20 protein-coding genes are annotated in these 20,282 nt (G+C 64.5%); 9 read left to right on the top strand and 11 right to left on the bottom strand.

Annotated elements, in window-relative coordinates:
* The 6 genes from AC1D0O_RS11145 to AC1D0O_RS11120 all read left to right on the top strand — a co-directional run bounded on the left by AC1D0O_RS11145 (window position 1) and on the right by AC1D0O_RS11120 (window position 4,716).
* Window positions 1-315 carry an integration host factor subunit beta gene (locus tag AC1D0O_RS11145; protein WP_007869491.1) on the top strand — a complete coding sequence of 105 codons (315 nt, stop codon included), beginning with the start codon at window positions 1-3 and terminating at the stop codon, window positions 313-315.
* A 62-nt stretch (window positions 316-377) separates the two neighbouring features.
* Window positions 378-662 (top strand): LapA family protein, encoded by a 285-nt coding sequence (locus AC1D0O_RS11140; RefSeq protein WP_477653587.1) that lies wholly within the window; start codon window positions 378-380, stop codon window positions 660-662.
* A complete protein-coding gene (gene lapB, locus AC1D0O_RS11135; protein WP_477653586.1) occupies window positions 652-1,797 on the top strand; it encodes a lipopolysaccharide assembly protein LapB in 1,146 nt (381 codons plus the stop codon). The genes AC1D0O_RS11140 and lapB overlap by 11 nt, the downstream gene beginning before the upstream one ends.
* A gap of 138 nt (window positions 1,798-1,935) precedes the next feature.
* Complete coding sequence (rfaE1, locus tag AC1D0O_RS11130) at window positions 1,936-2,886, top strand: D-glycero-beta-D-manno-heptose-7-phosphate kinase (RefSeq protein ID WP_477653585.1); 951 nt, start codon at window positions 1,936-1,938, stop codon at window positions 2,884-2,886.
* Window positions 2,883-3,890 (top strand): ADP-glyceromanno-heptose 6-epimerase, encoded by a 1,008-nt coding sequence (rfaD, locus tag AC1D0O_RS11125; RefSeq protein ID WP_477653584.1) that lies wholly within the window; start codon window positions 2,883-2,885, stop codon window positions 3,888-3,890. Before rfaE1 ends, rfaD begins: the two co-directional genes overlap by 4 nt.
* A gap of 157 nt (window positions 3,891-4,047) precedes the next feature.
* Window positions 4,048-4,716, top strand: a complete 669-nt coding sequence (locus AC1D0O_RS11120) for a ComEA family DNA-binding protein (RefSeq protein WP_477653583.1) — start codon at window positions 4,048-4,050, stop codon at window positions 4,714-4,716.
* Between the two features lie 97 nt (window positions 4,717-4,813).
* Here AC1D0O_RS11120 and AC1D0O_RS11115 read toward each other — a convergent pair whose 3' ends face one another.
* Window positions 4,814-5,359, bottom strand: coding sequence for a DinB family protein (locus AC1D0O_RS11115; protein WP_477653582.1), 546 nt, complete (start codon window positions 5,357-5,359; stop codon window positions 4,814-4,816).
* A gap of 117 nt (window positions 5,360-5,476) precedes the next feature.
* Between AC1D0O_RS11115 and AC1D0O_RS11110 the strand changes: the two genes are divergently transcribed.
* The gene (locus AC1D0O_RS11110) at window positions 5,477-6,334 is read left to right on the top strand and encodes a helix-turn-helix domain-containing protein (RefSeq protein WP_477653581.1); all 858 of its coding nucleotides are present in this window, start codon (window positions 5,477-5,479) and stop codon (window positions 6,332-6,334) included.
* Window positions 6,335-6,383: 49 nt separating this feature from the next.
* Window positions 6,384-7,286 (top strand): SDR family oxidoreductase, encoded by a 903-nt coding sequence (locus AC1D0O_RS11105; RefSeq protein WP_477653580.1) that lies wholly within the window; start codon window positions 6,384-6,386, stop codon window positions 7,284-7,286.
* A gap of 112 nt (window positions 7,287-7,398) precedes the next feature.
* Here the strand turns inward: AC1D0O_RS11105 and AC1D0O_RS11100 are convergent, their stop codons facing one another.
* The 10 genes from AC1D0O_RS11100 to AC1D0O_RS11055 all read right to left on the bottom strand — a co-directional run bounded on the left by AC1D0O_RS11100 (window position 7,399) and on the right by AC1D0O_RS11055 (window position 19,178).
* Complete coding sequence (locus AC1D0O_RS11100) at window positions 7,399-11,031, bottom strand: hydantoinase B/oxoprolinase family protein (protein WP_477653579.1); 3,633 nt, start codon at window positions 11,029-11,031, stop codon at window positions 7,399-7,401.
* 65 nt (window positions 11,032-11,096) lie between these two features.
* The gene (locus tag AC1D0O_RS11095) at window positions 11,097-11,660 is read right to left on the bottom strand and encodes a nuclear transport factor 2 family protein (RefSeq protein ID WP_477653578.1); all 564 of its coding nucleotides are present in this window, start codon (window positions 11,658-11,660) and stop codon (window positions 11,097-11,099) included.
* A gap of 13 nt (window positions 11,661-11,673) precedes the next feature.
* Complete coding sequence (locus tag AC1D0O_RS11090; protein ID WP_477653577.1) at window positions 11,674-12,636, bottom strand: TRAP transporter substrate-binding protein; 963 nt, start codon at window positions 12,634-12,636, stop codon at window positions 11,674-11,676.
* A gap of 50 nt (window positions 12,637-12,686) precedes the next feature.
* Complete coding sequence (locus tag AC1D0O_RS11085; protein WP_477653576.1) at window positions 12,687-13,454, bottom strand: putative hydro-lyase; 768 nt, start codon at window positions 13,452-13,454, stop codon at window positions 12,687-12,689.
* A gap of 48 nt (window positions 13,455-13,502) precedes the next feature.
* Window positions 13,503-14,207 carry an ABC transporter ATP-binding protein gene (locus AC1D0O_RS11080; protein ID WP_477653575.1) on the bottom strand — a complete coding sequence of 235 codons (705 nt, stop codon included), beginning with the start codon at window positions 14,205-14,207 and terminating at the stop codon, window positions 13,503-13,505.
* A 2-nt stretch (window positions 14,208-14,209) separates the two neighbouring features.
* Window positions 14,210-14,920: an ABC transporter ATP-binding protein gene (locus AC1D0O_RS11075; protein ID WP_477653574.1), complete on the bottom strand. Its 711-nt coding sequence runs from the start codon at window positions 14,918-14,920 to the stop codon at window positions 14,210-14,212.
* Window positions 14,917-15,933: a branched-chain amino acid ABC transporter permease gene (locus AC1D0O_RS11070; protein WP_477653573.1), complete on the bottom strand. Its 1,017-nt coding sequence runs from the start codon at window positions 15,931-15,933 to the stop codon at window positions 14,917-14,919. The genes AC1D0O_RS11075 and AC1D0O_RS11070 overlap by 4 nt, the downstream gene beginning before the upstream one ends.
* Window positions 15,934-15,938: 5 nt before the next feature.
* Window positions 15,939-16,805, bottom strand: coding sequence for a branched-chain amino acid ABC transporter permease (locus AC1D0O_RS11065; protein WP_477653572.1), 867 nt, complete (start codon window positions 16,803-16,805; stop codon window positions 15,939-15,941).
* 35 nt (window positions 16,806-16,840) lie between these two features.
* Window positions 16,841-18,106 carry an ABC transporter substrate-binding protein gene (locus AC1D0O_RS11060; RefSeq protein WP_477653571.1) on the bottom strand — a complete coding sequence of 422 codons (1,266 nt, stop codon included), beginning with the start codon at window positions 18,104-18,106 and terminating at the stop codon, window positions 16,841-16,843.
* Window positions 18,107-18,227: 121 nt separating this feature from the next.
* Window positions 18,228-19,178, bottom strand: coding sequence for a LysR family transcriptional regulator (locus AC1D0O_RS11055; RefSeq protein ID WP_477653570.1), 951 nt, complete (start codon window positions 19,176-19,178; stop codon window positions 18,228-18,230).
* A 119-nt stretch (window positions 19,179-19,297) separates the two neighbouring features.
* Here AC1D0O_RS11055 and AC1D0O_RS11050 point away from each other — a divergent pair, with 119 nt between their 5' ends.
* Window positions 19,298-20,281, top strand: a complete 984-nt coding sequence (locus AC1D0O_RS11050; RefSeq protein ID WP_477653569.1) for a TRAP transporter substrate-binding protein — start codon at window positions 19,298-19,300, stop codon at window positions 20,279-20,281.
* Window position 20,282 lies beyond the last annotated feature (1 nt).

Genomic DNA, 20,282 nt, shown 5'->3' with positions numbered 1-20,282 from the left:
ATGACCCGAAGCGACCTTGTCGAAGAACTGGCGGCCCGATTCAGCCAGCTGACGCACCGCGACGCCGAATATGCCGTCAAGACGATTCTTGATGCCATGAGCGACGCGCTGGTGCGCGGCCACCGCATTGAAATCCGGGGTTTCGGCAGCTTCTCCATCAACCGGCGCCCGCCCCGCATGGGGCGCAACCCGCGCTCCGGCGAGAGCGTGGCCATCCCGGAAAAACGGGTGCCGCACTTCAAACCCGGGAAGGCATTGCGCGAAGCCGTCGATGCCCGCACCCAGGAATTGCTGGCGGTCACGGAACCCAAGTAAGGTCTTGCTGGTTTCCCTCGGTGGTCTGGCTACAATCGTCAGACCACCCGGGGGATTACCAAGTGAAATACCTCATGTGGCTGCTTAAAGCAGCCATTTTTTTTACGCTCTTCGCTTTCGCACTGAATAACCAGCAGACGGTTTCGGTGTATTTCTTTTTTGGCACCATATGGCAAGCACCCCTGGTGCTGGTTGTGCTGACTGCCTTCGCCTGCGGGCTGGCGCTCGGCATTTTTGTCATGATGCCGCGCTGGTGGAAAAAACGCCGGTCGGGCAGATACGCCTCCTCTACTGTCGGCCCCCACACCGTAAGCGAAGACCCGTCCACGATGCACCATGGAATTTGACTTCACCTGGGTCTTGCTCGGGTTCCCTATTGCCTTCACGCTCGGCTGGCTGGCCTCACGGCTGGACTTGCGGCAACTGCGCATCGAAAACCGCCAGGCCCCCAAGGCCTATTTCAAGGGCCTGAACTTCCTGCTCAACGAGCAGCAGGACCAGGCCATCGACGCCTTCATCGAGGCGGTGCAGAACGACCCGGACACCTCCGAGCTCCACTTCGCCCTGGGCAACCTGTTCCGCCGCCGCGGCGAATACGAGCGCGCCGTGCGCGTGCACGAACACCTGATGTCGCGCGGCGACCTCACGCAGCCCGAGCGCGACCGCGCCCAGCACGCCCTGGCGCTGGACTTCCTCAAGGCCGGCCTGCTGGACCGCGCCGAAGCCGCCTTGCGCAGGCTTGAGGGCACGCCCTTTGAAGAAGAAGCCCGCCTGGCCTTGCTGTCGATCTACGAGCGATCACGCGACTGGGGCAATGCCACTGAAATCGCCGCCCGCCTCGGCAGCTCCAGCCACGGCAGCTTCAGCGCCCGCCAGGCGCACTACCTGTGCGAGCAGGCCGGCGCCTCCGTGGCCGCCGGCGACACCACCCAGGCGCTCAGCGCCCTGCAGCAAGCCATCGCCATGGCGCCGGCCCTGGCCCGCCCCCTGATCGATCTGGCGAAACTGCAAAACCAGCTGGGCCGCACGCAAGACGCCCTGCAAACCCTGCTCAAGCTCGAAAAAACCGCGCCGCAAGGCTTGCCGCTCGCCGCCGGCCTGCTGGCCAACATCGCGCAGGCCGGCGGCCAGGAAGCCACCGCGCTGGAGCTGCTCAAGGCCAGCTATGCCAACATGCCGTCCATCGACGTGATCGAGGCCATCGTCAAGCTCGAGAAAGACCCGGCCACGGCGCGGCAATGGTATGTGAAGCACCTGGAGCGCCAGGCCTCCCTGGTCGCGGCAGGCAAGTGGATTGCAGGCGAAAAACTGCAGGACGAACAGCACCACACCCTGGTCCAGCGTGCCCTCGACCAGGCCACCAAGCCCCTGATGCGCTATCGCTGCGCCGCCTGCGGTTTTGAGGCCACCCAGCACTTCTGGCACTGCCCCGGTTGCCAGGCCTGGGACAGCTACCCGACGCGCCGCATCGAAGAACTATGAACACCCCCGTGGCTACGCTTCGCTCCGCCTCCCCCCTTGCAGGGGGCGGCACTGGCGGCCCGGCAAAGCCGGTTCCGCGGTGCCCGCTTGGCAAGAAAAGCGCTCACTGAGCGTTGAGCCGTTTTAGAGCAGACATACATGACAGTTCCAAATCTATCTCCTGAAAAGATTTCCAAAGCCCGCGTTCTCGTGGTCGGCGACGCCATGCTGGACCGCTACTGGTACGGCGCGGTGGACCGCATCTCACCGGAAGCGCCGGTTCCCGTGGTGCGCGTCACGCGCACCGAAGAGCGCATAGGCGCCGCGGCCAACGTGGCCTACAACATCGTCACGCTGGGCGCACAGGCTTCGCTGCTGAGCGTGGTGGGCGACGACGAAGCCAGCCACCAGCTCGAGGCGCTGGTTGCCAAGACCGGTATCACGCCCTATTTCGGCCGCGACGCCCAGCTCAAGACCACCGTCAAGCTGCGTGTCATCGGCCGCCAGCAGCAGCTCATACGCCTGGATTTCGAGAACACGCCGGAAAACGAAGTACTGGCCTCGCAGTCCGCCACCTTTGAAAAACTGCACACCGAACATGACGCCGTGCTCTTCTCCGACTACGGCAAGGGCGGCCTCGCGCACATCGTGCTGATGATCGCCCAGGCCCGCGCCGCCGGCAAGGTGGTACTGGTCGACCCCAAGGGCTCCGACTACGCGCGCTACAAAAACGCCAGCGTCATCACGCCCAACCGCGCCGAACTCGAACATGTGATCGGCGCCTGGAGCAGCGAAGCCGACCTGCGCGCCAAGGCCCACAACCTGCGCGCCGCGCTCAATCTCGAAGCCCTGCTGCTCACGCGCAGCGAAGAGGGCATGACCCTGTTCGATGCCGAGGGCGAGCTCAACGTTCCCGCCGTGGCGCGCGAGGTGTTCGACGTCACCGGCGCCGGCGACACCGTGATCGCCACGCTGGCCGCCATGACCGCCACCGGCATGCGCCTGCGCGACGCCGTGCCGATCGCCAACCGCGCGGGCGGCATCGTGGTCGGCAAGTTCGGCACCGCCACCGTCAACTATGGCGAGCTGTTCGCCAAGGATTCGTCATGAAAATCGCAGTCACCGGCGCCGCCGGCTTCATCGGCAGCAACATCATCAAGGGCCTCAATGCCCGCGGCGTCGACGAAATCATCGCCGTCGACGACCTGACTCACGGCGACAAGTTCCGCAACCTGGCCGACCTGAAGATCGCCGACTATGTCGACGCCGACGATTTTTACGACCTGTTTTCCGAAGGCGCCTACGGTCAGGTCGAGGCCGTGTTCCATGAAGGCGCCTGCAGCGACACCATGGAAGCCGACGGCAAGTACATGATGGACAACAACTACACGCTGTCCTGCGAGTTGTTCCATGCCTGCCAGGACCAGGGCACGCGCCTGCTCTACGCTTCCTCGGCCGCCACCTACGGCGGCTCCGCCACTTTCACCGAGTCGCCCGAGTTCGAGCGCCCGCTCAACGTTTACGGCTACTCCAAGCTGCTGTTCGACCAGCGCATGCGGCGCGAGCTCGGCGCCCGCTTTGAGAACGCCGCCACCCAGGTCGCGGGCTTTCGCTACTTCAACGTCTACGGCCCGCGCGAGCAGCACAAGGGCCGCATGGCCAGCGTCGCCTTCCACCAGTTCAACCAGTTCCAGGCCGAGGGCAAGGTCAAACTCTTCGGCGAGTACGGCGGCTACGGCGCCGGTGGCCAGATGCGCGACTTCATCTTCATCGACGACGTGGTGGCCGTGAACCTCTGGTTCTTCGACAACCCAGGCAAGTCCGGCATCTTCAATCTCGGCACCGGCCGGGCCCAGCCTTTCAACGACGTGGCCCTGGCCGTCGTGAACACCCTGCGCAAAGGGCAGAACGCCGCGGCGCTAAGCCTCGAAGAAGCCGTGCGCGGCGGCCTGATCGACTACATCGCCTTCCCGCCCGCGCTGGTCGGCAAATACCAGAGCTACACCCAGGCCGACCCGCGCGCCCTGCGCGCGGCCGGTTGCGACCATGTCTTCGCCGATGTGCAAACCGGTGTGACGGCTTACATGCAGGCCCTGAGCGCCGCCGCGGGCTGAGGCCAAACCCCCTGGTGCCTCACTAGGGTTTTCCTGGCCTGAAAGGCTGCAGCGGCCGTCAACGCCGCCTCCCACAGGCCGTTATGAAGAAGACATCCTTCTTCACAAGGATGGATCACGTGCTTTCACATCAATCCAATCTTTGAGGAGTTTTCTCATGTTCAAAAAAATACTGGCCTTCGTCGCCGCCATGTACATGGCCGTGTCGTTCGCCGCCGTTGACGTCAACAAGGCCACCGCGGCCGAACTCGACGGCATCAAAGGCATAGGCCCCGGCATCTCGGGCAAGATCCTGGACGAGCGCAAAAAAGGCAGCTTCAAGGACTGGAGCGATTTCATCGAACGCGTCAAGGGCGTGGGCGAAGGCAATGCCGCCAAGTTTTCCGCCGAAGGCCTGACAGTGGGCGGCTCCAGCTTCAAGGGCGTGGCTGCAACCCCGGCCGCCAAGAAAGACGAAAAACCCGCAGCCGCCGCGAAGAAGGATGACAAGCCCGCCGCCAAGGCTGAAGAAAAGAAAGCCGAAGCCAAGCCGGCCGCGCCTGTCGCCGCCGCGCCGGCTCCCGTAGCAGCCGCCGAGAAGAAAGACCCCAAGGCCGAGGCCAAAGCCAAGGCCGACGAAGCCAAGGCCAAGAAGGAAGCCGACAAGAAGGCCAAGGCTGACGAGAAGAAAAAGAAGGCTGATGAAGCCAAGGCCAAGGCCGACGCTGAAAAAACCGCCAAAGCCGATGCCAAAAAAGCCAAGGACACCAAGCCTGCAGCCAAGGATGAGAAGAAAGACGCCAAGGCCGACGCCGCCAAGCCAGCCGCCAGCGCCGCAAAAAAATAAAGGCCCAAGCTCCGAGCCTCGCAAAACCCGCCATCCGGCGGGTTTTTTTATGCCTTCGCGTGTTCCATCAATGCGCAGCAGCCTGCGCCCGGCCCGCTCACACCAGCGCGATCAGGTCGGTCACTCCCACCGTGCCGCCGGCCTGCGTGACCAGCGTGCTGGCCTGGCCCCTGTGGTGCGTCTGGTGGTTGAAGAAATGCGTGATCCCCATCCAGGCCGCATGCTCGCGCGGCACGCCTTTTGAATTGGCGTAACGCATGGTGAGTTGCGGATAGGCGTCCGGCATGTCGGCGGCCCACTGCTCGATCGCGGCATCCAGTTGCACACGTTTCGCCTTCAGCTCCGCCCAGCCCTCAAACAGCACCATGTCCAGCGTGTAGGCCTCGGGCATGTCCAGCACGTCCGGGCCCAGCGACGTGAAAGCCATACCGTTGTCGGCCCCGCATTGCACGAAGCGCCTGAGCCAGACCTGGTCGGCCAGCACCACGTGGCCCAGCGTGTGGTGGATGGAGCCGAAAAAGGCGCCGCGCTGCTGCTTGCGCGCTTCGTCCGTCAACGCCGCACAGGCTTCGTACAGGCGCTCGTTGATCCAGCGGTTGTAACGGGCCAGGAGGCGGTAGTTGTTGCAAAATTCATGGGTCATCGAAGGCGCTCCAGGGAGAAGTGGCGGCCGGCATGCGTCACCGGGCTCCCGGTATTTTGCATCTGCTTTCAGCAAGGGCGTGGCAGCGCCAATCCCGGCGGGTAGGATGGTGGCGCCATGAAAGAACGCCTGTTCCTGCGCCTGGCCGACGACACCATCTGCGGCCCGGAGACCACAGTACCCGCCGCCACGCTGCGGGCCTTCCCCGTGAGCCCGCCGCTGCGCGGCCACGTCTCCCAGGTCCTCGCCTACCGCGAGACGCTGCCCGTGGGCGAAACCGTGACGGAGCGCGTACTGCCGGACGGCGCGGTGCGCCTGATGTTCGACTTTGCCGATCCCCCGTCGAACGGGCCTTCGGTGCGCGTAGCCGGGGCCTCGACGTCGCCCACCGTCCTGCGGCTCAGCGGGCGCGTGGAAGGCCTGTCCGTGGCCTTGCACCCCGGCGCGGCGGCCGCGGTGCTGGGCCTGCCGGCCGGCGAGCTCCAGGGCCATGCCTTGCCCCTGCAGGCGCTCTGGGGCGCGCAGGCCGTCACACTGGCGGCGCAAATGGCCGAAACTGCGGACGACGCGGCGCGGGCCGCGCTGCTCATGGCGGCGCTGCAGCGCCGCTTTGCGACGGGTGCATCTCTACACCAGCAAAGAGCCCGCCATGCCGCGCGCCTGCTGGCCGGCGCACAGGGGCGGCTGTCTCTGCGGCAGACGGCTGCCGCCGTCAATGTCGGCGAGCGCCGACTGCAGCAGTTGTTCTTCGAGCATGTGGGCCTTTCCTTCCGTGCCTGGGCCCGGCTGTCGCGGCTGCACGCCTGCCTGCGCCTGATCCGGCAGCAAGCCGCGCCCGCCTGGGCCGAGGTCGCGGTGGACGCCGGTTTTTACGACCAGGCGCACCTGGCCAATGAATTCCGCGCGCTGTGCGGGCTGTCACCGACCTTGTTCCTGCAGCGCGGCATTGCGCAATCTTCCAAGACAGGCGATTGACGCACGGCTATCTTCTGGCCTGAGTGCAACAGACAAGCAAAGGCAAGCCATGGAACAAGACAGCAAGTACAGCCCGCCCCAGCTCAAAGACTGCGTGGCGGTGGTGACCGGCGCCAGCCGGGGCGCGGGCCGCGCCATCGCGGTGGAACTCGGCGCCGCGGGCGCAACGGTCTACGTCACGGGGCGCAGCACACGCGGCCACCCAGCCCGGTCCTATGGCAAGCTGCTGGCGCTGTCCAGCCTGCCGGCCGTGCCCGGCACCATAGACGACACGGCCGACGAGGTAAACCGCATGGGCGGCAAAGGCATCGCGGTGCCCTGCGACCATACGGATGAGAAAGACGTCGCGAGCCTCTTCGCGCGCATCCAGGGCGAGCGGGGGCGGCTGGACCTGCTGGTCAACAACGCCTGGGGCGGCCATGAAACATTCGACGCCGTGTTCGACGCCCCCTTCTGGGAACGCGGCATGGAGCACTGGGACAGCATGATGGACCGCGGCCTGCGCAACCACCTGCTGTCCAGCCGCCTGGCCGCTCCCCTGATGCTGCGGCAAGGCAAAGGCCTGCTGGTCACGACGACGTTCTGGGACCGCGGCCATTACCTCAAAGGCAACCTGTTCTATGACATGGCCAAGGCCGCCATGACACGCCTGGCCTTCGGCATGGCCGAAGAGCTGCGCCCGCACGGCATCGCCTCGCTTGCCGTGTCACCGGGCTGGATGCGCACCGAATTCGTCCTGACCGGGCACCAGACCGACGAAACGCACTGGCACGAACGGTCCGAGCTGGCGCGCACAGAGTCGCCGCGCTACCTGGGCCGGGCCGTGGCAGCTCTTGCGGCCGACCCGGCCGTGATGGCGAAAAGCGGCGGCGTCCACCTGGTGGCCGACCTGGCGCGCGAATACGGTTTCACCGACATAGACGGCCGGCAGCCAGCAGCTTTCGAGATGTAGCTCCGAGCGACCACAACCAGTAGGGGCCGCGGAACTGGCTTTGCCAGGCCGCAGGCGCCGCCCCCTGCAAGGGGGGAGGAGGCTACACGAAGTGAGCCTCAACGGGGGTGTTCTATATCTTCCCGAATCCGCCGCCGCCCGGGGTATGAATCTCAAACACGTCACCGGGTTGCATGTCTGCCTGACCTATGTGGTCCAGCGCCTCGACCTGCCCCTGGGCACGCACTACCAGGTTGCGCCCGACCTGGCCCGGCTCGCCGCCGGCCATGCCGAAGGCCCCGTGCTTGCGGCCGTTGGACAAAATGCTGGCCGTCATGGCCTCCAGGAAGCGCACGCGCCGCACGCCGCCGTTGCCGCCGTGCCAGCGGCCCGCGCCGCCGGAATTCTCGCGAATCTCATAACTCTCCAGCCGCACCGGGAAGCGGAACTCCAGCACCTCGGGGTCGGTCAGCCGTGAGTTGGTCATATGGGTCTGGACCACGCTGGTGCCGTCAAAACCCGACACCAGCTTGCCCGCCTCGTCGAGCTTGCCGCCCGCGCCTGAGCCGCCCGAGATGGTTTCGTAATACTGGTGGCGCGCATTGCCGAAAGTGAAGTTGTTCATGGTGCACTGGCTGGCCGCCATCACGCCCAGCGCGCCATAGAGCGCATTGGTGATGCAGGTGGAGGTCTCCACATTGCCCGCCACCACCGAGGCCGGCGGGTTCGGGTTGAGCATGGATCCCGCCGGGATGATGACCTTGAGCGGCTTCAGGCAGCCCGCATTCAACGGGATGTCGTCATCCACCAGCGTACGGAAGACATACAGCACCGCCGCCATGCACACCGCCGTCGGCGCGTTGAAGTTGTTGCTCTGCTGCGCCGAGGTGCCGGTGAAATCGATCTCGGCGCTGCGGCCTTTGGCGTTGACGCGAATCGCCACCTTGATCTGCGCACCGTTGTCCAGCGGCAGCGTGAATTCACCATCCTTGAGGCGCGTGATCACGCGGCGCACCGACTCTTCCGCGTTGTCCTGCACGTGGCGCATATAGGCCAGCACCACCTCCAGGTTGAAGGTGTCGACCATCTTGCGCAGTTCCTGCACGCCTTTTTCATTCGCGGCAATCTGCGCTTTCAGGTCGGCCATATTCTGCTGCGGGTTGCGGCTCGGGTATTTGCCGCTCTTGAGCAGCGCGATCATCTCGGCCTCGCGCAGCACGCCGCGCTCGACGAGTTTGACGTTGTTGATCTGCACGCCCTCCTCCTCGATGAGCGTCGAGAACGGCGGCATGGAGCCCGGCGTGGTGCCGCCAATATCCGCATGGTGACCGCGCGAGCCCACATAAAACGTCGGTTGCGTGGCCGTACCCAGGTAGACCGGCGTGATGACGGTGATGTCGGGCAAATGCGTGCCGCCGTGGTAGGGGTCGTTCAGCACGTAAACGTCGCCCGGCTGCATGCTGCCGGCATTCTCGCGGATCACCGTCTTGATGCTCTCGCCCATGGAGCCCAGGTGCACCGGCATGTGTGGCGCGTTGGCGATCAGGTTGCCTTCGGTGTCGAAGAGCGCGCAGCTGAAGTCCAGGCGCTCCTTGATGTTGACCGAGTAGGCGGTGTTCTGTAGCTGAAGGCCCATCTGCTCGGCGATGTTCATGAAGAGGTTGTTGAACACCTCCAGCAGCACCGGGTCCACCGTGGTGCCGGCCGCGAAGGTCACGGCGCGCTCGGCCCGGCGGTCCAGCACCAGGTGGTCCAGCGCCGTCAGCGCTGCTTCCCAGCCCGGCTCAACCACCGTGGTGGCATTTTTTTCGGCAATGATGGCCGGGCCTGAAATGATGTCACCCGGCCGCAGGTCCTCGCGCACCACCAGGGCCGCGTCGTGCCACTGGCCGCCCGAATACATGCGCACGGTTTCGCGGCGCGGCACTTCGCGCGGCTCGTGCGTGGCATGGCGCGGCTCGGCCGGTGCATCGCCGGCCACCACGGCCTCGACGGACACCGCTTCCACCACCAGGCCCTTGCCCTGCATCAGGAAGGCGAAGCGCTGGCGGTAGGCGGCCTCAAAGCCGGCCGCTATCTGGTCCAGCGTGCCGAAAGGAACAATCAGCGCGGAATCGCTGCCCTCGTAGCGCACGTGCACGCGCCGGTGCGTGGTGATGCTTCCGGTGCTGACCTGCTGGCGCTGCAGCTCGGCCTGGGCATGGGCTGCCAACTCCTCGAGCTTGCCGGCGATCTCGGGCAGCGCAGCGGCGGAGAGTTTCAATTCCACCGCCTGCTCGCGGATCACGTTCTGGTCGGCCAGGCCCATGCCGTAGGCGCTCAGCACGCCGGCCAGCGGGTGCACAAAAACCTTGGTCATGCCCAGCGCGTCGGCCACCAGGCAGGCATGCTGGCCGCCCGCGCCGCCGAAGCACTGCAGCGTGTAGCGCGTCACGTCGTAGCCGCGTGCCACCGAAATCTTCTTGATCGCGTTGGCCATCTGCTGCACCGCGATGTTGATAAAGCCCTCGGCCACCACTTCGGCGCTGCGGCCGGTCTGGCCGGCCAGTTCGTTGAACTGCGCCTCGACGGCCTCGTAGCTCAGCGGCTCATCGGCATTGGGGCCGAACACCTTGGGAAAGTAGCGCGGCTGGACCTTGCCGACCATCACATTGGCGTCCGTCACTGCGAGGCGCCCGCCGCGCCGGTAGCTGGCCGGGCCGGGGTTGGCGCCCGCGCTCTGCGGGCCGACGCGGAAGCGCTCGCCGTCGAACTTCAGGATGGAGCCGCCGCCCGCCGCCACGGTGTGGATGCTCATCATGGGCGCGCGCATGCGCACGCCGGCCACCTGGGTCTCGAACTCGCGCTCGAACTCGCCGGCGTAATGCGAGACGTCGGTGGACGTCCCTCCCATGTCGAAGCCTATGACCTTGGCGTGGCCGGCAATCGCCGCCGTGCGGGCCATACCCACAATGCCGCCGGCCGGGCCGCTCAGGATGGCGTCCTTGCCCTGGAACACATGCGCGTCGGTCAGGCCGCCCGAAGACTGCATGAAGAACAGGCGCACGCCCGGCATCTCGCTGGCGACCTGCTCCACATAACGGCGCAGGATGGGCGACAGGTAGGCATCGACCACGGTGGTGTCGCCGCGGCTCACGAACTTCATCATCGGGCTGGTTTCATGCGAGGTGCTGATCTGCGTAAAACCGACCTCGGCCGCGATGCGCTTGGCGGCCTTTTCGTGTTCGGTAAAGCGGTAGCCGTGCATGAAGACGATGGCCAGGCTGCGCAGGCCCTTTTCGTAGTGCGCCAGCAATTCCTTCTTCAGCAGCGCTTCATCCAGCGCCTGCAGCACCTCGCCCTGCGCGCCTACGCGTTCCTGGGCCTCGACCACGGCGCTGTAAAGCAGCTCGGGCAGCACGATGTGGCGATCGAACAGCCGCGGACGGTTCTGGTAGGCGATGCGCAGCGCATCGCGAAAGCCGCGCGTGGTGACCAGCAGCGTAGGCTCACCCTTGCGCTCGAGCAGCGCATTGGTGGCCACCGTGGTGCCCATCTTCACGCAGTCGACCACGTCGGCGCGTATCGGCTCGCCGGCCTTGAGGCCCAGCAGGTGGCGTATGCCGGCCACGGCCGCATCGCGGTATTGTTCGGGATTTTCCGACAGCAGCTTGTGCGTGACCAGTGAACCGTCGGGCTTCTTGGCCACGATGTCGGTGAAGGTACCGCCGCGGTCTATCCAGAATTGCCAACGGTCGCCGCCCGGTTTGGAAGTGGTGTCTTGCATGGTTTTTGTGATTTCAGAGTTAACGTGTTTTTTGCGGGTGTCTAGGACTTCAGGACTTCAACACTTCAGGATCTTGGGGCCGAAAAACCGGCCGGCTGTTCCCTGCCAATGTACCCAAGTACCGGCGCCAGTTGCCGGATCTCCGGCGCGCTTTGCAGAGCGGCCCCGGCCGGGCACCAGGGATAGGGAAGGCCGGCTGCCCAGCCCATGACCTCGTCCGCGTGCGAGGCCGGCAGGGTCTGCATGGCCTCTATGGTGATCGAAAGGCTTTCCGCCAAGCATGAAGGCGGCGAAAAACACCAATCGTAACGGCCGCAGCCAACCCGCACGGCGCGGCTGTCCTTTTCCGTCATGGCCACCAGCCAGTCGCAGCGAAACACCTCCGCCTTTCCCGCCGGCGGGGAAGCCAGGCAGAAAGTGTAGACATTCTCATAGGCCTGCCCGAAACGGCGCACCAGCACCTCGGCAACGGCCTCCCGCCCCCTGGACACAGGCGGGAACGAAATCGCGCTGGTATGGACGGTCATCTGCAGCAGGGCATCGTCCGTGAAGGCCCGGGCCAGCAGGTGGGGACGGTTGCCGTCCTTGGCATGAAGGTAGGCGGTGATCGCGCCGGAAGGTGTTTTCATACGGTGTCCCGCCTTATTGCGGCATGTAGTAGGGCACAAAAATGTCATTGGCCTCATTGCCCACGGAGCGTATCCACTCGCGCGAGAACTTCTCGCCCATGCGCTTGATCTCGGTGTCCAGTTCGGGCGAAATGCGCTCTATCTTGACGCCGTTGGCGCGCAGTTCCTCGGTGGCGCCGGCGGCCAGTGCCTGGCTGGCCTGCCAGCCGCGGACCTCCGCCTCGCCCGCCGCCTTGAGCACGGCGGCGCGCGCTTCGGGCTTCAGCGCCTCGAAGGCCTTGGTGTTCACAAACACCGCATTTTTCGGGAACCAGGCGTTGATCTCGTAGTAATACTTGATCGGGCCCCACACCTTGTTCTCCACGCCGGTCAGCGCCGAGGTGATCATGTTGTCCATACGGCCTTCGGCCAGCGCCTTGCCCACATCGACCATGGCCACGTCCACCGGTTTGGCGCCCAGCATCTCGGCGATGCGCAGGGTGGTCTGGTTGTAGGTGCGCATCTGGGTGCCGCGAAAGTCCGCCGGGCCCCGCACTGGTTTGTTCGAATGCAGGCCTTGCGGCGGCCACGGCACGGCGTAAAGAAGTTTCATGCCGCGTTCGTTGAAATGCTTTTCCAGGCCGGGGCGCTGCAGTTTCCAGAGGCGTTGCGCGTCCTTGTAGGAAGTGACGACGAAAGGAATGGAGTCCGCGCCGGCCAGCGGGATGTCCTTCACCATGCTGGACATGATGGTCTCGCCGGCCTCGGTTTTGCCCTGCTGCACCGCCGGGCTGATGTCGCCCAGCTTGAACATCGTGTTATTGGGATGCACTTCGATCAACAACTGGCCGGCCGTGGCCTTTTCCACCTCGCGCGCAAACTGGTAGATGTTCTGCGTATGGAAGGATTCCGCCCGGTAGCCCGTGGCCAGCTTCCAGGTCGTCTGGGCGTGCGCTGCCCCCGCCGCGACGAGCGCGGCTATCAAAACTGCTTTCATGGAGAACTCCTTGGGAGTTGAGGATCAGCCCGGCGGCGGGTGCATGGAACTCACCCTTTCAGGTCGGTCACAAACATCTTGCCCGGCGCATGGGTGATGCACATCGACAAACGGCTTTTCTGGGCAACCCACTGCGGCGTGACACCGCAACCCCAGAACACCGGGACTTCGTCGTCCCTGATGTCGACCGCATCACCGTAATCCGGGCGCGACAGGTCGGTGATACCGATGGCCTCCGGATTGCCGATGTGAACGGGCGCCCCGTGCGCGACGTCAAACCGGCCAGAAATTTCCACCACCTTCGCCACGTCGCGGCTCTTGATGGGCCGCATGGTGACGACCATTTCGCCGCTGAATACACCGGCGGGCTGGCACTGGAGGCTGGTACGGAACATAGCGACATTGCGGCCCTGCTCGACGTGCCTCAAAGAAATGCCGGCCTGCATGACGGCGGCCTCGAAGGAAAAGCTGCAGCCGATCAGGAATGCCACATGGTCGTCCCGCCAGATCGAGCGGATCTCGGCACGCTCTTCCACAAATTCACCGTCGCGATAAACGCGGTAGCCCGGAATGTCGGTCGTGATGTCCGCGCCGGGGGCGCACAGGGGCTCCGTGGCGCCGGCTTTCAGCACCTCCACCAGCGGGCAGGGCTTGGGGTTGCGCTGGCAAAACAGCAGGAAGTCAAAGGCTTGCGCCTGCGGCACGATCATGAGGTTGGCCTGGATGTGGCCGTCAGCGTGCCCCGCGGTGGGCAAGGAAAACTCGCCGCGGCGGCTGGCCATGCGGAGGTCGGCGGGACGATCGAAAATCTTGTTCATGGTGTTGGGGTAAAGCTTGATGGCAATAAATGGGTGGCCAGGTCGGATTTAAAGACCCAGGTAAGCCTTCTTGATGCTGTCGTCATTGAGCAGGTCCTGCCCGCTGCCCTGCATCACGATGCGGCCGGTCTGGATGACGTAGCCGTAATGCGCGATGTTGAGGGCCTTTTGCAGGTTCTGTTCCACCAGCAAAATCGACACGCCGGTGGCGTTGACCTGCTGTATCACTTCCAGCACCTTGGTGACGAACTTGGGCGCGATGCCCCAGGACGGCTCGTCCAGCATCAGCAGTTTGGGCCGTGCCATCAGGCCGCGGGCAATCGCCAGCATCTGCTGCTCGCCCCCGCTCATGGTGCCGGCCAGCTGCGCGGCGCGCTCCTTGAGGATGGGAAACAGCTCCAGCATCTCGGCGATGCCGCGCGCGACTTCGTGCCTGTCCATGCGCGTGAAGGCACCCAGCTCGAGGTTGCGCAGCACCGTCAGCCGCGGAAACAGGCGCCGGCCCTCGGGCACCAGCGACAGGCCCAGCGGCACGCGCTTGTGCGCCGGCATGCGGTGGATATCCGCGCCGTTGAAACTGATGCTGCCGGCCGCGGCCGCATTGAGGCCCGCCACGGCGCGCAAGGTGGTGGATTTGCCGTTGCCGTTGCCGCCCACCAGCGCCACGATCTTTCCGGGCTCCACCTTGAGGCTGACGTCGGAAATCGCCAGCACGTCGTCGTAGCAGACCTTGAGGTTTTTGATCTCCAGCATCTTCAGTCCCCAAGGTAAGCGGTAATGACAACGGGGTCGCTGGAGACTTCTTTCGGCGTGCCTTCGGCAATCTTCACGCCGCGGTCCAGCACCACGATCTTGTCGGCAATCGGCATGATGCCTTCCAGCACGTGCTCGACGATCAGGCAGGAAATGCCCCTGTCGCGGATCTTCAGCACCACGTCGACCGCTTCGCGGACTTCCGACGGGTTGAGGCCCGCCATGACTTCGTCCATCAGCAGGATGCGCGGCTGTATGGCCAGCGCGCGCGCCACGGCCAGGCGCCGCTGCTCGCTGATGGTCATGCTGGCGGCGGGCCTGTCGGCGAAGCGTTCAAGCCCGGCGAAGGCCAGCCACTCCATGGCGGCCTTGCGCGCTTTCGCCACGTTGTGCTGCAGCAGCATGGCCGCCGTCATCACGTTCTCGCAGGCCGTCATACTGGAGAAAGTGCGCGCGATCTGGAAGGTGCGCGCCACGCCGGCCCGGGCACAGGCCTCGGGCGGCAGGCCGGCGATGTTGCGTCCGCCCAGCAGTATGCTGCCCGCGGTCGGCGCGAAATAGCCCGCCACGCAGTTGAACATCGTGGTCTTGCCCGCGCCGTTGGGGCCTATCAGCCCGACGACCTGGCCGGTCTCCACGCTGAAGCTGACGTCCTGGTTGGCCGTCAGCCCGCCGAACTGCTTGCTGACCTGTTTGACTTCCAGCAGCTTCATGAGGCCTCCTTGCCCAGGGTTTGCACCGCGGCCTGCGGCGCGGCCATCTGGCGCCCGGCATGGGCGCGCGCCTCGCGGCGCTCGCGAAAGCTGCGCAGCCAGCCCATCAGGCCCGTGGGGTAGAACACCGCGATCACGATGATCAGGCCCGCGTAAATTATGACGTCGGTGCCGCGCCCGGTTCCGCCGAAAGCGATGCGCGTGAACTCCTCGATGCTGGTCAGCACCACGGCGCCCACCACCGGCCCGAACAGCGTGCCGACGCCGCCCAGAATGGACACCAGCGCCATCTTGATCGAAAGGGCCGTCGACAGCACCGAGTTCGGGTCGATGTACAGCTCCTTCTGCGCGTACAGGCTGCCGCCCACCGCGGTGAAGAAGGCGCTGACCGACAGCGCCACCTGCTTGTAGCGCGCGATGTTGACGCCTATGCTGCGCGCCGCATCCGGCTCGTCCTTGATGGCGCGGAAGTAGTAGCCCAGGTAGCTGCGCTCTATCCACCAGTTGGCGGCCAGCGTGAGGGCCAGCAGGCCCAGCGCCAGCCAGTAATACGGCAGCTTGGTGGCGAAGTTCATCCACAGCCAGCCTTGCCGGTCCATGGGTACATACAGGCCCACCGCGGCGCCGCCGTATTCCCATTCGGTGAAGAAGATCTGCACCAGCTCGGCCACCGCGATGGTCGCCATCGCGAAGTAGTGGCCCTTGAGCCGGAAGCAGGACCAGCCGAAACCCAGGCTCAGCAGTGCGGCGACGAAGCCTCCGGCCAGCACGCCTATCCAGGGGTTGACGCCGAACTTGACCAGCAGCAAGGTCGAGGCATAAGCGCCCAGGCCGTAAAAAGCCGCATGGCCCAGCGACACCTGGCCGGCGTAGCCGCCCACCATGTTCCAGGCGACGCCCAGCTGCGCCGCCATCAGCACCAGGATGGCCATGTTGAGGTGAGAAGCGTCCGTCACGGCGGGGACGGCCAGGGCAATCGCCAGGGCGGTCAAGGCAAAAATAGAGTGTTTCATAACGCTCACGCCTTGCCCATCAGGCCCTGGGGCCGGAACATCAGCACGCCGAGGAACAGCACCAGCACGATGGCCGTCTTGTACTGCGGCCCGAGCAGCAGGCCGCCCATGACCTCGATCACGCCGACCAGGATGCCGGCCCAGAAAGCACCCGAGACGCTGCCGAAGCCGCCCAGGTTGACCACCACGAAGGCCAGCAGGATGAAATTGGCGCCGACGTCCGGAAAGATCGGGAAAAAAGTCGACAGCAGCACGCCGGCCGCGCCGGCGCAGGCCGCGCCTATGCCCCAGGCCAGCGAAAACATCTTGTGCGAATCAATGCCCATGAGGCGCGCGGCTTCCTTGTCGGAGGCGGTGGCCTCCAGGGCCGCGCCCAGCCGGGTCTTGTTCAGGAAGAAGTAGATCAGGCCGGTGACCACGATGGCCCCCACGCCGGCCACCAGCTGCGGCTTGCCCAGCTGTATACCCAGCAGCTTGACCGTGCCGCTGACGGCCGAGTTCTCGATCGAGCGGAAGTCCGGCTTCCAGAGGAACTGGGCCACGCCGCGCAGCAGGATCATGATGCCGAAGGTGGTGAAGATCTGCGACAGCATGGGCGCGTTGATGATGCGCACGATCACCAGCTTGTAGAGCAGCACGCCGAAGGCGAACAGCATGAGGACCGTCAGCGGCAGCGTGATCATGGGGTCCAGCGCATACAGGGCGAACAGCCAGAAGGCCGAGTACATGCCCAGCATCAGGAATTCCCCGTGCGCGAAGTTCACGATGTCCATGACACCGAAAATCATGGTCAGGCCGATAGCCACCAGCGCGTAGATCAGCCCGATCAGGATGCCGGAGGCCAGCGTCTGAAGCAATATTTCCGTGGTCATGGTTGTCTCTTGGCTTTTAAGTCAAAGTCCGCGGCTTACTTGCGCTGGTCCCATTTCGGCATGGGCCAGGTCACTTCACGCGAGGCCATGTCGAAGGGCCAGACCGTGTTGTACTTGCCGCCCATGATCTGCACCAGGATGCCCTGGCCCAGGGTGTTCTGGCCGGTCGCGTCGAACTTCACGCCCTTCCACGGCATGATCAGCTTGCTGCCGGGCATGTCGGTGGCGGCCAGCGCCTTGCGGATGGCCTCGGGTTCGGTGGAGCCCGCGCGGTTGATGGCGTCCGCCATCACCATCAGGCCGGTAAAGGTGCGGGAGGAATTGCCGGTGAAGTTGATCTTGTAGCGGCTGTTGAAGAGATCGTTGACCTGTTTGATCAGCGGGTTGCGGTTGGCCAGGTCCAGTGCCCACACCTCACGCGTGATGATGTAGTCGGCGTCCTTGCCCAGCGTCTTGATGAAGTCGGTGTCGGTAAAACCCGCGTTGTTGGCCAGGATCATGTCCGGCGAGAAGCCCAGCTCCTTGTAGGTCTTGATCGACAGGATGGCATCGGCCGTATAGGATGACTGCAGCACCAGGTTGGGGTTCGCGGCCTTGAGCGTCTGCACTTCGGAAGTCAACTGCGTCGTCTTGGCCGGGTACATCACCTGCTTGACCAGGTTCTGTTTGAACTCGGGCGCCAGCTTGGTTTGCAGCTTGGTGGTTTCCGTGCCCCACAAGCCGTTTTCATTAAGGCTGGCGACCACGCCCGCCTTGATGCCTTTTTTGGCTTCGAGCTCTTTCAGGAAATCAAAGGCGTTGTGCACGAACAGGTCGTCATGCGGCGTGGTGCGAAAGAACCACTTGAAGTTGCGCTGCGTCAGCGAAGCCGACGAGGATTCCGGGTTCAGGAAGGGAATGCCGGCCCGCTCGGCGATCTGGCTGGCCGTGGCCGTCACGGCGCTGTTGTAGGCACCCACGAGGGCCACGACTTTTTCCTGCGTGATCAGGCGCTCGGCTTCCGTCGCGCCGGTTTGCGGGTTGGCCTGGTGGTCTGCGAACACCAGCTTGATCTTCGCGCCCTTCAGGTTGGGCAGACCCTTGCCGGCGGACAGCGGCAGTTCGGACACACCGGGTGCGCCGTTGTTGATGATGTCGGCGGCGAGCTCCAGCGCGCTGCGCAGCTCGGCGCCCACCGAAGCGCCGGGGCCTGTCAGCGGATACAGCACGCCGATCTTGATTTCCTGCTGCGCATGCGCAAGCAGACAGAAGCCCGCGCCGGCCAGTACCGCGGCCACTCGGGCCCACCATGACTTCTTCATTTCGCACTCCTCGTAAAAACATGACAGTTGGATGACATGTGGCGAAGTGTGCGATTTGCAAATGACGAAATCAAACAAGTAATTTTTTGCTTACGTCATAGATTTTTTCGATGATTGGGATTTACCCTGATGCACCTTTTTTGGCGGTTTTCGGGGTTTTGGCGGCCGATTTACGGGCTGTTTTGGTGCCGCCCTCGCCTTCCCCCGCGAACTCCACGGCCGACCTGACCACCGTTTCCACGGTCGACGAGGTCGGGTCCGTGCGGTAGCTGGCATGGATGGGCAGGGCCTTGAGTTTCTTGTCGCAGGTCAGCAATTTGAGGCTGGCAAAGCCCGTCAGCCGCTGCACCGCCGCGCGCGGCAGCAAGGCCACGCCGAAGCCGCCCTGCACCAGCTGGACCATGGCCGAGATCGACGAAATCGCGTGCACCTTTTTGGGCTCCATGCGGTTCTGCTTGAAGAGGTCCAGCAGGGTGACGTGCGGCTGCGAGCCCTTCTGGAAGGTCAGCAGTTCCATCTCCGCGAGTTCGTCGAGCCGGTAATTTCTTTTTTTGTGCAGTGCCGGATTGCCCACAAACGCCATGTCCATGGGCGGCAGGGCCTGGTTGCGCACGCCGTCGGCCGAGGCCGGCAGCACCGCGAACACCAGGTCCAGCGTGCCGCGCTGTACCTGGTCCATCAGGATGGGCGTGGTTTCCACCGTGAGTTCCAGCTCCAGTCCGGGATGGTCGACCCGCAGTTTTTCAAGCCAGGGAATCAGCCAGGAATGCAGCACCGACTCGATCGCGCCTATGCGCATGGACACCGCCATGGGCGCGCCCGAGCCCATCTCCTGCTTGACCTCGCGCTGCAGCTCCAGCAGCTTTTGCGCATAGACCAGGAAGCGCGCGCCCGCCACCGTGAGCTTGAACTGCTTGCCAGCCCGGTCCAGCAGCAGGACGCCCAATTCGTCTTCGAGCGTGGCGATGCGGCTGGACATGGCCGACTGTGTGAGGTAGAGCTTGTCTGCGGCGCGCGAGATGCTTTTGAGCGAGGCCACCCAATAAAAGGCTTCAACAAAGCGCAGGTTCATGGCGGGCCTCAGGGTCGCGAAACGGGTGGGGGCCGGTTTTCGGGGTATGCCCGGTGAACTGGCGCGGGATTTGCGTCTATCCTATTACGACTTATCAATTTCCTGCCCTGGAGCTTTTCATGAAATTCAGAATCACCCTGACGGCCGCCGCCCTCGCCTTCGGCGCCAACGCTTTTGCCCAGACCAAGTGGGACCTGCCCGCCGCCTACCCAGCCAGCAACTTCCACACGGAAAACCTGACGCAATTCGCCGCCGACGTCGACAAGGCCAGCGGCGGCAAGCTCAAGATCACGGTGCATGCCAACGCCTCGCTGTTCAAGGCCAACGAGATCAAACGCGCGGTGCAGGGCGGCCAAGCCCAGATCGGCGAAATCCTGCTGGTCAACTTCGAGAACGAAAACGCGATATTCGGCGCGGACGGCCTGCCCTTCGTGGCCTCCAGTTACGCCTCGGCGCACAAGCTGGCCGAAGCGCAAAAGCCGGCACTGGAAAAGCTGCTGGGCACGCAAGGCATGAAGCTGCTCTACACGGTGGCCTGGCCGCCCCAGGGCATTTACGTCAACAAGGAAATCACCGCCGTTGCCGACATGAAGGGCCTGAAATGGCGCGCCTACAGCCCGGCCACCAGCAAGATCGCCGAGCTGGTCGGCGCGCAACCCGTGACCGTGCAGGCGGCGGAACTGAGCCAGGCCATGGCGACGGGCGTCGTCAACAGCTACATGAGCTCCGGATCGACCGGCTACGACACCAAGACCTATGAAAGCATCAAGTACTGGTACGACGTGCAGGCCTGGCTGCCCAAGAATGCCGTCATCGTCAACAAAAAATCCTTTGACGCACTGGACGCTCCCACCCAGGCCGCCGTCCTGAAGGCCGCCGCCGACGCCGAAACCCGCGGCTGGAAAATCAGCGAGGAGAAGAACGACTTCTACAAAAAAGCGCTGGCCGAAAAAGGCATGAAGATCATGACCCCCTCGCCCAAGCTGGTGGCCGACCTGCGCCAGGTGGGCGGCATCATGAAAGCCGACTGGACCAAGCGCGCCGGCGCCGAGGGCGAAGCGATGCTGTCGGCCTTCGACAAATCCAACGCGGCGAAGAAATAAG

It is taken from the genome of Polaromonas sp. P1_F2, assembly GCF_056405735.1.
Note: the sequence above shows the minus strand (reverse complement) of the source record. Positions and strands in the feature narration are given on the sequence as shown.

What these genes read in the sequence shown, in the direction of transcription:
- AC1D0O_RS11110 (WP_477653581.1), top strand. Translation starts at nt 5,477, where the DNA reads ATGAAAGAACGCCTGTTCCTGCGCCTGGCCGACGACACCATCTGCGGC.
- AC1D0O_RS11100 (WP_477653579.1), bottom strand. Translation starts at nt 11,031, where the DNA reads ATGCAAGACACCACTTCCAAACCGGGCGGCGACCGTTGGCAATTCTGG.
- AC1D0O_RS11080 (WP_477653575.1), bottom strand. Translation starts at nt 14,207, where the DNA reads ATGCTGGAGATCAAAAACCTCAAGGTCTGCTACGACGACGTGCTGGCG.
- rfaE1 (WP_477653585.1), top strand. Translation starts at nt 1,936, where the DNA reads ATGACAGTTCCAAATCTATCTCCTGAAAAGATTTCCAAAGCCCGCGTT.
- AC1D0O_RS11060 (WP_477653571.1), bottom strand. Translation starts at nt 18,106, where the DNA reads ATGAAGAAGTCATGGTGGGCCCGAGTGGCCGCGGTACTGGCCGGCGCG.
- lapB (WP_477653586.1), top strand. Translation starts at nt 652, where the DNA reads ATGGAATTTGACTTCACCTGGGTCTTGCTCGGGTTCCCTATTGCCTTC.
- AC1D0O_RS11115 (WP_477653582.1), bottom strand. Translation starts at nt 5,359, where the DNA reads ATGACCCATGAATTTTGCAACAACTACCGCCTCCTGGCCCGTTACAAC.
- AC1D0O_RS11085 (WP_477653576.1), bottom strand. Translation starts at nt 13,454, where the DNA reads ATGAACAAGATTTTCGATCGTCCCGCCGACCTCCGCATGGCCAGCCGC.
- AC1D0O_RS11050 (WP_477653569.1), top strand. Translation starts at nt 19,298, where the DNA reads ATGAAATTCAGAATCACCCTGACGGCCGCCGCCCTCGCCTTCGGCGCC.
- AC1D0O_RS11055 (WP_477653570.1), bottom strand. Translation starts at nt 19,178, where the DNA reads ATGAACCTGCGCTTTGTTGAAGCCTTTTATTGGGTGGCCTCGCTCAAA.
- AC1D0O_RS11090 (WP_477653577.1), bottom strand. Translation starts at nt 12,636, where the DNA reads ATGAAAGCAGTTTTGATAGCCGCGCTCGTCGCGGCGGGGGCAGCGCAC.
- rfaD (WP_477653584.1), top strand. Translation starts at nt 2,883, where the DNA reads ATGAAAATCGCAGTCACCGGCGCCGCCGGCTTCATCGGCAGCAACATC.
- AC1D0O_RS11075 (WP_477653574.1), bottom strand. Translation starts at nt 14,920, where the DNA reads ATGAAGCTGCTGGAAGTCAAACAGGTCAGCAAGCAGTTCGGCGGGCTG.
- AC1D0O_RS11065 (WP_477653572.1), bottom strand. Translation starts at nt 16,805, where the DNA reads ATGACCACGGAAATATTGCTTCAGACGCTGGCCTCCGGCATCCTGATC.
- AC1D0O_RS11070 (WP_477653573.1), bottom strand. Translation starts at nt 15,933, where the DNA reads ATGAAACACTCTATTTTTGCCTTGACCGCCCTGGCGATTGCCCTGGCC.
- AC1D0O_RS11105 (WP_477653580.1), top strand. Translation starts at nt 6,384, where the DNA reads ATGGAACAAGACAGCAAGTACAGCCCGCCCCAGCTCAAAGACTGCGTG.
- AC1D0O_RS11120 (WP_477653583.1), top strand. Translation starts at nt 4,048, where the DNA reads ATGTTCAAAAAAATACTGGCCTTCGTCGCCGCCATGTACATGGCCGTG.
- AC1D0O_RS11145 (WP_007869491.1), top strand. Translation starts at nt 1, where the DNA reads ATGACCCGAAGCGACCTTGTCGAAGAACTGGCGGCCCGATTCAGCCAG.
- AC1D0O_RS11095 (WP_477653578.1), bottom strand. Translation starts at nt 11,660, where the DNA reads ATGAAAACACCTTCCGGCGCGATCACCGCCTACCTTCATGCCAAGGAC.